12 protein-coding genes are annotated in these 13,573 nt (G+C 48.4%); 5 read left to right on the forward strand and 7 right to left on the reverse strand.

Features of this window, described 5'->3' with window-relative positions:
• The first annotated feature begins 51 nt into the window (after positions 1–51).
• Positions 52–2,532: an EAL domain-containing protein gene (locus tag ABD07_RS01240; RefSeq protein ID WP_240142362.1), complete on the forward strand. Its 2,481-nt coding sequence runs from the start codon at positions 52–54 to the stop codon at positions 2,530–2,532.
• 165 nt (positions 2,533–2,697) lie between these two features.
• Here the strand turns inward: ABD07_RS01240 and ABD07_RS01245 are convergent, their stop codons facing one another.
• From ABD07_RS01245 to ABD07_RS01275, 7 genes are all read right to left on the reverse strand, one after another.
• On the reverse strand, positions 2,698–3,495 hold the full coding sequence (locus ABD07_RS01245) for a carbonic anhydrase (RefSeq protein ID WP_160816774.1): 798 nt from the start codon (positions 3,493–3,495) through the stop codon (positions 2,698–2,700).
• Positions 3,496–4,162: 667 nt separating this feature from the next.
• The gene (locus ABD07_RS01250) at positions 4,163–4,684 is read right to left on the reverse strand and encodes a GNAT family N-acetyltransferase (protein ID WP_160816775.1); all 522 of its coding nucleotides are present in this window, start codon (positions 4,682–4,684) and stop codon (positions 4,163–4,165) included.
• A gap of 38 nt (positions 4,685–4,722) precedes the next feature.
• The gene (locus ABD07_RS01255) at positions 4,723–5,106 is read right to left on the reverse strand and encodes a SirB2 family protein (RefSeq protein WP_160816776.1); all 384 of its coding nucleotides are present in this window, start codon (positions 5,104–5,106) and stop codon (positions 4,723–4,725) included.
• A gap of 2 nt (positions 5,107–5,108) precedes the next feature.
• Positions 5,109–5,591 (reverse strand): hypothetical protein, encoded by a 483-nt coding sequence (locus ABD07_RS01260; RefSeq protein ID WP_160816777.1) that lies wholly within the window; start codon positions 5,589–5,591, stop codon positions 5,109–5,111.
• Positions 5,592–5,731: 140 nt separating this feature from the next.
• Positions 5,732–6,082: a SpoIIAA family protein gene (locus ABD07_RS01265; RefSeq protein ID WP_160816778.1), complete on the reverse strand. Its 351-nt coding sequence runs from the start codon at positions 6,080–6,082 to the stop codon at positions 5,732–5,734.
• Between the two features lie 85 nt (positions 6,083–6,167).
• Positions 6,168–7,013 carry a DMT family transporter gene (locus tag ABD07_RS01270; protein ID WP_160816854.1) on the reverse strand — a complete coding sequence of 282 codons (846 nt, stop codon included), beginning with the start codon at positions 7,011–7,013 and terminating at the stop codon, positions 6,168–6,170.
• Positions 7,014–7,070: 57 nt separating this feature from the next.
• Positions 7,071–8,180 carry an aromatic ring-hydroxylating oxygenase subunit alpha gene (locus tag ABD07_RS01275; RefSeq protein ID WP_160816779.1) on the reverse strand — a complete coding sequence of 370 codons (1,110 nt, stop codon included), beginning with the start codon at positions 8,178–8,180 and terminating at the stop codon, positions 7,071–7,073.
• Positions 8,181–8,399: 219 nt separating this feature from the next.
• Between ABD07_RS01275 and ABD07_RS01280 the strand changes: the two genes are divergently transcribed.
• The 4 genes from ABD07_RS01280 (at position 8,400) to ABD07_RS01295 (ending at position 13,494) form a co-directional block, all read left to right on the forward strand.
• Positions 8,400–9,818, forward strand: coding sequence for an adhesin (locus ABD07_RS01280; RefSeq protein ID WP_160816780.1), 1,419 nt, complete (start codon positions 8,400–8,402; stop codon positions 9,816–9,818).
• Between the two features lie 92 nt (positions 9,819–9,910).
• Positions 9,911–12,097, forward strand: coding sequence for a primosomal protein N' (locus ABD07_RS01285; protein WP_160816781.1), 2,187 nt, complete (start codon positions 9,911–9,913; stop codon positions 12,095–12,097).
• A 75-nt stretch (positions 12,098–12,172) separates the two neighbouring features.
• Entirely contained in the window at positions 12,173–12,409 is a 237-nt protein-coding gene (locus ABD07_RS01290) for an HP1242/YdcH family protein (protein WP_160816782.1), read from the forward strand.
• An 89-nt stretch (positions 12,410–12,498) separates the two neighbouring features.
• Positions 12,499–13,494 carry a zinc-binding dehydrogenase gene (locus tag ABD07_RS01295; protein ID WP_160816783.1) on the forward strand — a complete coding sequence of 332 codons (996 nt, stop codon included), beginning with the start codon at positions 12,499–12,501 and terminating at the stop codon, positions 13,492–13,494.
• Positions 13,495–13,573 lie beyond the last annotated feature (79 nt).

Genomic DNA, 13,573 nt, shown 5'->3' on the forward strand with positions numbered 1-13,573 from the left:
AAAAATGATTACCGGGCATCAGAGCTTAATCACCACACTGTAGATTCCTCCTTGCAACAAAGCAATCATTCCACGGCGCTATTGGCCGAACAAGTCAAATTGCTTTATCAGCAAGCCCCCAAGGCCCTGGTTGTTACGCTGATCACCTCCGCCGCGCTCGTTTTTATTTTCTGGAATCATGTCGCCAAGGTTTGGCTACTGGGATGGCTGGTCACAATCTACTTACTGACTTTCGTCAGGTTCCTGCTGATCAGCTCCTATTTTCGTAAAAAACCGGCTATTGCCGAATCCGCTCGCTGGGGATGGCAGTTTCTAATCGGCACGTTATTTTCCGGCATACTTTGGGGTTCCGCGGGCAGTATTTTTTTTGTTGACGGCAGCGCCACACACCAATTATTTCTTGCGTACTTATTAGGTGGCATGGTTGCCGGTGCAATGGCTACTTTATCGTCTTACCGCGGCGCATTTATGGCTTTTTCAATTCCGGTTGTCATTCCTTTTACTTATCAGGTGATGACGCACGACGGCGATGTGCAGCTCGCGATCGCCTTCACCTACCTTATTTTTGTCTTTGCAATGGGCAGTATCTCCCATCGCTTGTATCAAACTGTCGCGGAGTCGCTGAAATTCCGCTTCGATAATTTCGATTTGCTCAAGCGCCTGGTACATGCGAAAAATCATCAAAAAAACATCAATCAGGAATTACAAGCCGAAATCGCCGAAAAAGACCGTTCGCAGCAAGCATTGAAAAGTGTTAAGGAACAACTGGAGCAACGTGTCACGGAACGCACCCAAGCGCTCGCTTTGGCCAACGCCGTATTACATCAGGAAAAAGAACTGTTTCAGGTCACTTTGGCCAGCATCGGCGATGCTGTCATCACGACCGATGCCGGCGGTAACGTCACCTACCTTAACCCGATCGCCGAGATATTTACCGGCTGGCGCAACCAGGATGCCAATGGCTTACCGTTACAGCAAGTATTCAACATTCTCGATAGCGTTAACCGGTCGGCTGTCGCCGACCCGCTGGTATGTCATAACGGCACACCCGGAAACGCGCAAAAACACCATGAGTGTTTGTTAATCCGCAAGGATAAACAAGAATGGATTATCGATTACACCGTGGCGCCGATTCAGAATGAGCAACAACACGTTATTGGAACTGTTCTGACTTTCCGCGATGTGACGGAGCAACGTAAGCTGACGCAAAAACTTGCCTATCAGGCGGCGCATGATTCATTGACCGGCTTGCTGAACCGTAAGGAATTTGAAACCCGCCTCGGTAAAATCCTGGCGGCAACACGCAAAAACGATTCACATGCACTGCTGTATCTCGATCTGGATCAATTCAAAATCATCAACGATACCTGCGGACACAGCGCCGGTGATGAGTTACTGCGCCAGGTAACCGCTTTATTGCACGCCAAGCTGCGTACGCGTGATACGCTGGCGCGTCTTGGCGGCGATGAATTCGGTGTGATCCTGGAGCACTGCCCGCAGAACGAGGCGCTGCAGGTTGCGCAAGCATTGCGCGAATTGGTGCAAAACTTTCGCTTTCAATGGCAGGGTAATACATTCAGCATCGGTGTCAGTATTGGATTATTCCCCATCACGCACGCCAACGAAGGTCTCGCTTATGCATTGAATGCGGCCGATAGTGCTTGTTACGCGGCAAAAGAACAAGGACGCAATCGCGTGCATGTCTACCAGACCGAGACCGCGCAGCAAAAATCCGGTGAAGTGCAATGGCTGCCACGCATTCAACAAGCCATGATCGATCAGCGGTTGTGTTTATATTTTCAGCCGATTCAGTCGATTTCGAGCAGCAATGACAAAGAAAAGCACGGTGAAATTCTGTTGCGCCTGGAAGATGAACACGGCCGTCTCGTCACGCCGGGAGCGTTCTTACCTGCCGCTGAACGGCATGATCATATGCTGATCATCGACCGCTGGGTGTTGGAACAGTCGCTTAAATTAATCAAGGCACATGCACACCATCAACCCAACGTCATCCACACCATCAATTTATCCGCGCAAGTACTTGAGAGTACGGATTTTCTCGATTTCACCGTGAACACCATCAAAGCCAGCAAGCTGAATCCCGCTGATATTTGCTTTGAAATCACCGAGCATATTGCACTGACTGAGATGAACCACGCAGTGCGTTTTGTCACCACGTTAAAAGAACTGGGTTGCCGTTTTTCGATGGATAATTTCAGCGGCGGCTTGTCATCGTTCGGGTATCTGAAAAATATTCCGCTCGACTATCTGAAAATCGACGGCCGGTTGATCAAGAACATGCTGTCCGACCCGGTCGATCAAGCCATGGTTGAATCGATCAATCATATTGGCCACGTAATGCGGCTTAAAACCATCGCCGAATGGGTCGAAGACGATCAGACTTTGCAGCTGCTGGAAAATATGGGCATCGACTATGCACAAGGTTACTGGATTGCTGAGCCTTATCCCATTGATTCCAAGGTAGTAAAATTCCCTGTTGATGATAAAATCAATAATAAGCCGGATAGCTAGAATCGTTTGTCAGGAAGTTAAGTGCGAAGAGACCGGAAAGCAGCATGAGGATTCACAGCAAAACGATCGAACTCAGATCGGTATGTGAGAAATCATAAGGCAAATCGTGCATTAACCCGGATTATCAAGTTAAATACACTGATTTACCTTAGATTCTTATTTAAATTATTTGGTCGAAGAAATAACCCGCCCATTCAGATTCTGCGGTGATCTCGCATTATCCGTATAGAATCCCTTGAGCTGTGACAGCTGTGCCGCGGATATCGAAATGCTGTCCAATAAAAGGTACCACTGCACGCCTTCGCTGCAAGGCGGTGTTGTTAAAGAACCAGCGAACGATACGTAATCAAACGAATTATGGCCGAGCGGCGGTAATAGCGTTGTAGGATCAATTTGGATGCCGGTGGCATTGGCATTTTGATCCCCTCCCGTAGCGGGCATATTGTTTAAAATAGTCTGCAATGTTGCATTTTCTTCCCCTACGGTGACCGCGACACCCAGAACGATGAGCCGCCCATCCGGGCTGACATGAACAAAATGTAATTCTGCCGGAAACTTCACGCCACCGACCGCATGTTCACTGGGTTCATGAAAGTGAAATTGAACCAGCGGGTAAGATTCTTCGCCGATTTTCAACTCGCCTTTATAGTGTGTCGAGGTATTGACCTGAACCGCATGGCCGGTATTGAAGAACACCGGGGTGTCCACATCGTACCAAACCTCCAGATTATTCAGTTTCCGGGTATTATCAATTCGCGCATCGGCTAAATCGACCGGCGATTGGTGTGAACCGATACTGCATTCCGCATAGGGATAATTCAATGGCACTACGGTTTGTGCCGGATCCTGAATCGCTCCCCAAGTTGCTTGTTCCTCATGCGTCCAGTGCGGCGCGGAAACTGCCGCTGCGGTATAACATGCAAAAATTGCTGAAGCCAGATTTCTCAATACTTTTTTGTTCATTGGTTATCTCCAATTTGCAAATCGTTATTCGATTAACATGTATGTTTTTTGCAGTAATCCACCATCGGCGGTTTCTGATCTTTATCGGATTCCTTTGCCGATTGAGAGTTTTTCTTTGTGTTCGATGAACTCGATTGTGAAGTTTGTGTTTGTTGGCTGGAATCAGCAGATGACTTTGAATTGTTCGATCCGGATTCAGCAAAACACGAAACACTTAAACTCATTGCGATAGCCAAAAATATTTTTAACAGCATAATTTCCTCGTTTATAAAGAAGTTTGATTACCCTTTTAATTGCAGGAGCGGGCACGATATCATGATAAATGTAAATAAAATGTCAAGAAAAATTACGTATTTTGTGAAAAATATGTGAATTAAAACAACTATTAGTAGTAATGTTATTATAATTTAGATTAAGAATTCCGCAGTGATAAGAGCACAACGGGATTTATACGAGAGGGAAAAAGCGAAAACTGAAGATAAAAGTCTGACGATAACTTTTTCTTTAATGACAGAAAAACTTAATGAAACACTGATTAATTCGGCGGACGAGATGAAGCACGAGCCGCACGGAACACAGCAACCACGGCATATCAATAAGATAGACGAGGGAGCGAGTACCGCGCAACGAAGTGATTCGGTCGTATAGTCAATTAATCAGTGTTTCCTTAACAACGCATAGCTTTCTTTTCAAGATACTCAACGGTCAGCCCGGCAATTTTAGGTACGCCAAGATAGGCCGGATAAGCTTCAACCCGGCCGGTGCAGTGATAGCCCCTGCGTTGATAAAATTCAATCAACTCGGTGCGCTGTGATATCACGAACATGACGAATTGATGCACATTCATGACGCTGCGGGCAAAGGTTTCTGCTTGTTCGAGCATGTATTTTCCGAGCCCCTGTCCTTGCAGATCAGGGTGAACCGAAAAAAAACCGATGTAGGCGTGCTCTTTTTCTGGCGCGATATAAATGCATGACGCCAGCATGGAAGGCAAGTTAACGACAAAAAAATGCGCGCCGGAATTGCGCATGGCGGCTTCGATTTCCTGCCGGTTGGTTCTATTGCCCTGAATAATCGCGGCCTCGGTTGTCCAACCGGCGTTTCCGCGATACGTCAAGTTGATCAGATCGCTGATTGCCTGTGCTTGATCGACATTGGCTTTCTCAAAACGAAAAGCGGAGAAATCCATTCGCTGTCAGTGAATTCTAAGGATGGTGCCGCCGGATTCTAGCCGAGACCTAATACCGGGCTTTTGGTGACTGCAACCAGCACAATGTAAATGAATACACACTGCGCCGCCACCCAGGCAATGATTTTTGTCCGCCGGGTTTTACCGAAGCGAATCGCCACCATACCCAGAGCGATATATAACAGCAAACCGGCAACCTTGGCGGTTAACCAGGAATCCTGCAGCGGATTTTGCTGTATGGTCATCGCCAGAAAGACCGCGCTGGTCAGCAGAACGGTATCGACGATATGCGGCAGAATTTTGACCCAGCGCTGACGTAAATTCGTTGAATCCCGGATCAACCAGACACCACGCAGGAAAAACAATGAATAACTAAGTATCACGCTACTGACGTGAATCATTTTCAACAATGCGTAACTCACATTCAACTCCGGGCTATCAACCAGCCATGGCTCCCTGCCACGGCGCCGGCGATAGTAATTAAACTGAGTATCAATAAGAACAAATGCTTGCGCTGAATTTTGGCAAATGTTTCCGGTGAAACGTCTTGCTGCACCGAGGCCGCGCTTTGGCGGCGTCCGCGCGGTTCCATGATGAACAACATCACGCTAAAAAATATCCAGATCAATACCATCATGTGCATCCACCAGTATTGCCACTGCATGAAACGTGGCCAGGCATTGAGCACATGAACCATGTAGAAACCGCTCAACCCAACGATCAATGTGGAAAAACGCGCTTGCGCGGCAAACCGCTGCCGGAAACGGGAAAAAAATGCCATTGCATCCGTGGCCGACTGCATGCGCGCCAAAGTTGGCAGCAACACAAACGTCACCATTCCAACTCCGCCTATCCAAAGCACGATGCCCAATACGTGCAATACCCGGGCTAAAACCAGATCATCCATTCGATTTTTCTTACCACTTAAGAATAAATTTGGAAATTATAGTGATACTCTGTCGTGTATTACGCATGCACTTTACGTGTAGTGCGGCGTAATACACCCAGCTCGCATTAATTCGTCACAGTCATTCAACCGGGAACCGGTTATTCAGTCTCCGAAACCCAAATTTCGGCTTCCTCGTAATCGTGAAAAACCGTTACATTGGCGTGAATGAATAAATTGAAAACCCATGCGCCCCATGTTTGCCATTCATCGTCGGTCACAACCGCCACCCGATTGAATTCACTACCGTGATCGCGCATGAATTTAACTTCTTCCCAAGCCACATCAACGGTGTAATCGAGCATGTCGCGCCAATCAAACAGTAGATTGGCTTTACTGTCAAAATGGGATTGATACAGCACTTGTTGTTCAAATTCATTGTAGTCGGCTAATGTAAACTCGCCAATAACCGCAACAATTACGAGATTGTCTTTCTTTTGAATAGTTATCATGACTCCCTCCTCAACAAATAATTAGCTCATCATAGGGAATTAAACCGGATGGTGCAAATTTTGCCGCTACTCCGTAAAAGCAAAATCACTTGGGCGTCACAGCGGGAACTTGCTTAATACCGAGGATACCGCTTAATGAACCGCCCAGGACAATCAATCCCATCCCGAGCCAGGCCACGGGAGGCAATATTTCATTCCACAACAGAATGCCCCAAAGACTGGCAAATAATACCGTGCTATAACCCAGTGAAGTCACAACCATCGTCGCACCTTGATGATAGGCGCGCGTCATCGCCAGTTGCGCCAGCGTCGCTGTCACACCGGTACCGAACAGCAGCAATAAACCATCTCCATTAACTGGACTGAATGTTGTAAACAGCAACCACACGCCGGTGCCTAATGTGCTGATTAATGTGAAGTAAAATACCACTTGCCATTCGGATTCACCCAATTTGCCCAGTTGTTTGACATTGATATAGGCGATCGCGGCGAAAAACCCGGAGGCCATTCCCAGTAAACCGGCCATCCAGTGATCTTCGGGCAACGAAGGGCGCAGTAACAGAACGACGCCGATAAAACCGAGCAGAACTGTGCAGATTAACGGCCAGTGAATATGTTCTTTCAAAATCAACGTGGAAAACACTGCCAAGAAAAGCGGCCAGGTATAATTCAGCGAAATGGCGGTCGCCAAGGGTAATTGCGTAATGCAGTAAAAAAACATCAATAAACTGATCAAGCCGGAAATTCCGCGCCAGCAATGAACCCGCCAATGCGGTGTTGTTACCGGAAGGCGGTAATAGCGGATGACCAGATAAGTCATCCAAACGCCGAACAGCGAACGGTAAAATACCAGCTCCGTACTGGAAAAATACGCCGCGCCGAGTTTGACCAATACGCCCATACAGGCAAACATAAAGCCCGCTACCAGCATCCACAATGAACGCACTTGTCGGTTTTCCTAAAAAATACAGCCGTTGCGGTTATTGAATCACCGGATATGCGGTCCGATTTCTCGTTGCAGGAATTGATGGAAGTGCTTCATTCCCTCTTCCATGGGAATTTGATAAGGCCCGGTTTCATTCAAACCTTGCTCAAATAATGCACGCCGCCCGGCGGTCATCCGTTTGCAGATTTCATCGTCTTCGAGCGCGGTTTCTTTGTATGCCGCTTGCTCGGCTTCGACGAAATCACGTTCAAACAGCGCAATCTCTTCCGGATAGTAAAACTCAACCACGTTCATACAGCTCTCCACCCCGGTCGGCAGAATCGTGCTGATGACCAGCGTATGCGGATACCACTCCAGCATGATATTGGGGTAGTACAATAACCAGATCGATCCATGCGGCGGCATTTCCCCTTCCGATTGCTGCAATACTTGTTCGTGCCATTTGGCATACACCGGACTGCCCGGTTTTTGTAAACACCCGCTATCGATGGCCACAGTCTGCACGCTATACCAATCGCCAAAATCCCAATCGAGTTTTCCGGTATCGACAAAATGACTCAAACCCGGGTGAAACGGATCGACGTGATAATCTTCCAAATACACTTCGATAAATGTTTTCCAGTTACAGTGATAATGATCGATCTGCACGCGATCAAAAACGTAGCCGGAAAAATCAAAATCCTGCAACACGCCCAGATTGCCCATATCGCGCGAAACATTACGTTCACCGTTAAACAACAAACCATTCCAATTTTGCAATGCGGTTTTGCTTAAATTCAGGCAAGGATTCTGCTCAAAATGCGGCGCGCCCAGCAATTTGCCATTCAATGCATAGGTCCAGCGGTGTATCGGACACACGATGCTCTTGGCATTACTTCTGCCCGTCAATAAAATCGCCTGACGGTGGCGGCAAACATTCGATAACAATTCGATGCCTTGTTCGTTACGCACCAGCACTTTGGCATTATTCATCCATTCCGGCACATAATAATCACCCACATTGGGGACCATTACTTCATGACCTACGTAGCCCGGTCCGCGATCAAACAAAATACGTTTTTCAAGCTCAAGAATTTTGGGATCCAAGTACCAGTTGACGGGAAGCTGCACTGACATGTCCGCCAGTTGCGAAATCTCAGCCATGTTAGACATATAAATACCTTATACCCCCCAGATAAAAATAGCGGCGAAAATACACGAAAAGACAAAAATTTAAAACCTATTTAAGCAAGTCAGGAAAGAAAAACCGAATGCATGGCTATAATAGCAATCTTGATAGTAAAATATCAGCATCCATCGATACGTTACGCGGACAAAAAAGTAAATTGTACAAGATTGAATTATTTAATTAATCAAAAAGAGAGCATCTTAATGAAATCTAAACAGCAATTAAGAAAAAAATCATGGATACCCGTATTATCCACAGTATTTGTTGTCGGTCTAGCCGCCTGCGACAGCGGCGGTGAAAAAGCACTCGATACCTCTTCATCCGCATCATCGTCAGCAACGGCTGCTAAAAGAACCATGCCGACAGGCCCGGCAACCGGCATTTTAGTTGATTCTCCCGTATCCGGCGTAGCGTTTGCGGCAACTTCTGGAAAATCCGGCACCACCGACGAGAAAGGCAGTTTTAATTTCAATCATGGCGACAAAATCGAATTCAAACTGGGCGGTTTGACACTGGGCAATATCCCCGGTTCACAGATCGTGACCCCGATTGAACTGGCCGGTGACAACGCTAATAAATTACAAAATCTGCTGGTTTTACTGCAATCATTGGATTCCGATAGTAATCTTTCCAATGGAATTTCCATTTCGCGCGAAACGGCTGCTGCTGTTAAAGGGTCGATTGATCTGGATAGCAGCCCGGAAACATTCGCCGATTCCGCCGGGCTAAAAGACATTATGGAAGCCAGCGGCATTTCTGGTGAAATCAGAACACTCGAAGCCGCACGCACGCACTTTCTTTCTCAAGGTGTCGCACTGCTCAGCGCGCAAGTCTGGGTCAGTTATACCAATCAAACCGCCAGCGTGTTGCGGGTGGCCGCCGATAGCAGCGGAGAATACCTGCAAGGCGACGCCAGACCGGACGACTCCTGTGATGAAAACCGGGTATGCGGCGGGAAAACTGTTTTCCAGGCCGGTGTTGAATACGGCGTAGCTCAAGCGACTGATTTTGACAGCCGCGGCTTCAAGCTGGTGAGCACGCCCAGCGTGGATACCAATCTGAAAGCCGGTTTCTCCAACCCAGGACCGACGCGGCGGGTACGCACCGATGGTTCTGAATTGATTAATTCCGATATTGTTACGGTGCAAAGAGCACGCGAACAAGGCAGTGTGTTCGGTGAACTCTTCCATATTGCCAAACCGATACAGTTAAGCAATGAAAATGAAGTGGCGGAAAAAGAAGTTAAAGAATTCCGTTACGCAAAAATCGATAATGATGCAAACGGTATTGTCGGTGCTTGGGCCTATGACAGTGAAGCGATCAAAACACAGACTTTGGTTTTCTTCCCCAACGGCAAATATATGATGATCGATCCGACCGGTGCAACACAGCGTGAAGATCAAGCAAAATGCGCAAAACCCGGCATCGAATTTTCTTCCTATACCTATAACAAAGGCGGAAATAATTTCAATTTAACCAGCTTCACCTATAACACCAATGGCTGCGCCGGTTTCTCCGATGTGGAAGGCAGCATCGGCTTCACCCTCAGTTCGGATGGCAATACCGCCAAGCTGGACAAACCCGGTGAACCATCGGTCACGCTGTACCGTGTTTCCAAATAACCGGTTGTCTGCATCTTAAACGCACAACACTCACCGGAACTTGCTCCAAGCCCGGTGAGTCGTGCTTCACCTTTGTCATAAATCCGCTGCTTATGCCCATCATCCGTGTCGCGCTGAATGTTCCAGTCGACACATTGTTTGATTATCAGGCAGAGGACGTCAGTAAAGACGATATCGGGCTACGCGCCTGTGTGCCTTTCGGCAAAAAACAAGTCACCGGCATTATCCTCGCGGTAAGCGATGAAACGCAGATCCCCATTGAGAAACTGAAGTCCGCACACGGCATTTTCCGGGAAATAAAACCCCTGCCCGCTGCATTGCTGGATTTATTTCATTTTTGCAGCCAGTATTATCATCACCCGCTGGGTATGGTTATCCTGAATGGTTTGCCCGTTAAACTGCGTAATAACAAGCCGGTTAACTTAAAAAGAAAACCGGCTCAGTATCAATACAGTCTGACTTCATCCGGTAAAAACGTTGCGGTAACGCAAATTCCGGCACGTAACCGGGTAGCGCGCCGCCTGCTCGGTGAGTTTCAGCAAACCGAGACGCTGACCAGCCTGCAAATCAAGCACATTTCACCCCGCGCGGAAAAATTGTTGCAAGATTGGATTCAGCTCGACTGGATCACGGCCAAATTCTGTTCCACCGCTGCTGTGGCCCGAGTTGCAGAAATTCCCGTATTGACTGCCGAGCAGGAGGTTGCGGTGAATGCCATCACTGCCGACGCAAAGCAGTTCAATACTTGGCTGCTGCATGGTGTGACCGGCAGCGGCAAAACCGAGGTGTATCTCAGAATTATCGAATCGGTGCTGGTGCAAGGCCGGCAAGCACTGGTACTGATTCCCGAAATCAGTCTGACGCCCCAATTGGAAGGTGTTTTTCGCGCCCGCTTTTCTACCGTTCCGCTGGTCAGCCTGCATAGCGGCCTCAACGATACCGAGCGGCTAACCGGTTGGCTGCAAGCCCAGCGCGGCGAAGCCAAAATTATCCTGGGCACGCGCCTCGCCGTGTTCACACCCATATCCGATCTTGGTGTGATTATCGTCGATGAAGAACAGGATAGCTCGTTCAAACAACAAGATGGATTGCGCTATTCCGCGCGCGATCTGGCGATTTTCCGCGCCAGGCAAAGCGCTATCCCGGTGATCTTGGGTTCGGCCACACCGTCATTGGAAAGTTATTACAATGCGCTCACGGGCCGTTACCGGCATGTCCGCCTGCTTTCCCGTGCGGTGCAAAATGCCACCTTACCCTTGATTCAATGCATTGATACACGGATCAACAAAACCCAGGAAGGTTTGTCCGGTCCACTGATCCAGGCGCTTGATCGGTGTTTACAGAAAAAGCATCAAAGTCTCATTTTTATCAACCGGCGCGGCTATGCACCCGTGCTGTTGTGCAAATCGTGCGGCTGGACAGCCCCCTGCCAGCGTTGTTCCAGCCGCTTGGTTGTGCATCTGCGCGACAAAAAACTATGTTGCCATCACTGCGGTCACCAAGAGCTGTTTCCACGCGCTTGCCCGCAGTGCGGTAATCAGGATATCGCCCCTTTCGGGCAAGGCACGCAACGCGTGGAAGAAACCTTGACTGCCGATTTTCCAACGGCGCGGATTCTGCGCATCGATCGTGACAGCACGCGCCGAAAACATGCGTGGCAAGAGATTCTGCATGCCGTTCATACGCACCAGGTGGATATTCTGATCGGTACACAATTGCTGGCCAAAGGCCATGATTTTCCCAATCTATCCTTAGTGGGCATTCTGAATGCCGATGGCGCGCTCTATAGTACCGATTTCCGCGCCAGTGAGCGGTTATTTGCGCAACTGATGCAAGTCGCCGGGCGTGCCGGACGCGCCAATGTGGCCGGACATGTATTGATTCAAACCGAATTTCCGGATCATCCGTTGTATCAAGCGTTGCAACGGCACGATTACGATGCGCTGGCACAGACTCTGCTGGCGGAAAGAAAAATGGCCGGATTCCCGCCTTACGTTTATCAAGCCCTATTGCGAGCGGAAGCACATCATATAAAAACCGTGCTGGATTTTCTGGCGCAAGCGGCACAACTTGCCCACCCGCCGCAAACGGTTGAATTATTTGATCCGGTACCGGCGCACATGACACGGCTAAAAGGCCTGGAACGTGCGCACTTACTGGTACAATCCTCCTCGCGCAAACATTTGCACGCTTTTCTGACCGGCTGGTATGCAAAAATCACCACATTACCCAGCCAAAAAGTGCGTTGGGTTCTGGATGTCGATCCATTGGAATTTTGATCTGTATCAGCGTCTATTTTTCGCAGTCAGTCAAGATATGAATATTGAAACGAAAACAATAAGAGGAGTATCCCAATGATCGACAAACACGATTTACACCATGAATTCCCGGAATATTATGATCGTATTCATGAATTAAAAACCAGTAACAGTCATTTCGCGCGCCTGTTTGAGGAATATCACGATCTCAATCGTGAAATCCTGAGAATCGAAGAAGGCGTTGAAAATACCACCGGCGAATACTTGGAAGAATTAAAAAAGAAACGATTGTTATATAAAGATAAACTTTATGGAATGATTGCCAATCCGTGATAGTCATCCGGTAAAATACCAGATGTGCGGTATTTTCGATCCGTGCAATACCTTGACCAGCAACAACAGTAACAATAAGAGCGCAGCCCATGAAAGCAATCTATTTCGATACAGGCGGAACAACGGATGTTCTGCAGTATGGTGATGTTGAATCCCTCAGTCAGTGCGGTGACAAGCAACTCTTGATCCGGATTAAAGCAGCCGGTATCAATCCGATCGATTGTAAAATCCGCACCGCGCCGCAGCGTTTCCCGGTGACTTTTCCGGTTATTCCTGGTTGCGATGGCGCCGGTATTGTTGAAAGCGTGGGTACGCAGGTAAAAAATTTCCAGCGCGGCGATGAAGTTTATTTTTCTCAGCCCGGTTTTAATAACCGCCAGGGGACTTATGCCGAGTACGTGCTGGCCGATGCCAGTCTGCTGGCTTTGAAACCGCGTTCATTATCGTTTGAACAAGCTGCTGTGGTACCGCTGGTTTTTATCACCGCCTGGGAAGCATTGCATGACCGGGCACGCGTTGCCAGTGGCCAAACGGTTTTAATTCATGCGGGCGCCGGTGGTGTCGGCCATGCCGCTATTCAATTGGCAAAACTGGCCGGCGCCAAAGTCATCACGACGGTCAGCAGCGAGGAGAAAGCACAATTTGTCCAGCAGCTCGGCGCCGATTTCGTCATCAACTACCGGACACACGATGTGGTTGCGGAAGTGTTGCGATGGACAGACGGTAATGGCGTGGATATCGCGTTTGATACGGTCGGGCCGGAGGTTCTGCAAAGCTGCTTTGGCTGCGTAAAGCCCTACGGCGATGTTGTCACCATCTTGCAACCCTCACCCGATACCGATTGGAGCGAGGCACGAAAGCGCAATGTACGATTCAGTCTGGAATTGATGCTGTCACCGGTTTTAATGGAACTGGAAGAGGCGAAACGCCATCAAGGGGAAATACTGCGGCAGTGCGCCGCATTGTTTGATGAAAATAGGCTGACTGTAAAAATTGCTCGCACTTTTGCACTAGCCGATGCCGCTGCAGCCCAGCAGTTTCTTGAACAAAGTCATCCCGCTGGAAAGATTGTCTTGGCGCTGTGAATTTTCGTTTAACCCGATATCGCCAACAGTACCGGCGGTATCGGGCCTTACTCAACCAACACACACTTGGAAAATGGAT

Source organism: Nitrosomonas oligotropha (assembly GCF_009833085.1).
Taxonomy (GTDB): domain Bacteria; phylum Pseudomonadota; class Gammaproteobacteria; order Burkholderiales; family Nitrosomonadaceae; genus Nitrosomonas; species Nitrosomonas oligotropha.

Coding starts and splice junctions, on each gene's coding strand:
- ABD07_RS01295 (WP_160816783.1), top strand. CDS start 12,499: ATGAAAGCAATCTATTTCGATACAGGCGGAACAACGGATGTTCTGCAG.
- ABD07_RS01270 (WP_160816854.1), bottom strand. CDS start 7,013: ATGCTGGTAGCGGGCTTTATGTTTGCCTGTATGGGCGTATTGGTCAAA.
- ABD07_RS01275 (WP_160816779.1), bottom strand. CDS start 8,180: ATGTCTAACATGGCTGAGATTTCGCAACTGGCGGACATGTCAGTGCAG.
- ABD07_RS01245 (WP_160816774.1), bottom strand. CDS start 3,495: ATGAACAAAAAAGTATTGAGAAATCTGGCTTCAGCAATTTTTGCATGT.
- ABD07_RS01260 (WP_160816777.1), bottom strand. CDS start 5,591: ATGGATGATCTGGTTTTAGCCCGGGTATTGCACGTATTGGGCATCGTG.
- ABD07_RS01290 (WP_160816782.1), top strand. CDS start 12,173: ATGATCGACAAACACGATTTACACCATGAATTCCCGGAATATTATGAT.
- ABD07_RS01265 (WP_160816778.1), bottom strand. CDS start 6,082: ATGATAACTATTCAAAAGAAAGACAATCTCGTAATTGTTGCGGTTATT.
- ABD07_RS01250 (WP_160816775.1), bottom strand. CDS start 4,684: ATGGATTTCTCCGCTTTTCGTTTTGAGAAAGCCAATGTCGATCAAGCA.
- ABD07_RS01285 (WP_160816781.1), top strand. CDS start 9,911: ATGCCCATCATCCGTGTCGCGCTGAATGTTCCAGTCGACACATTGTTT.
- ABD07_RS01280 (WP_160816780.1), top strand. CDS start 8,400: ATGAAATCTAAACAGCAATTAAGAAAAAAATCATGGATACCCGTATTA.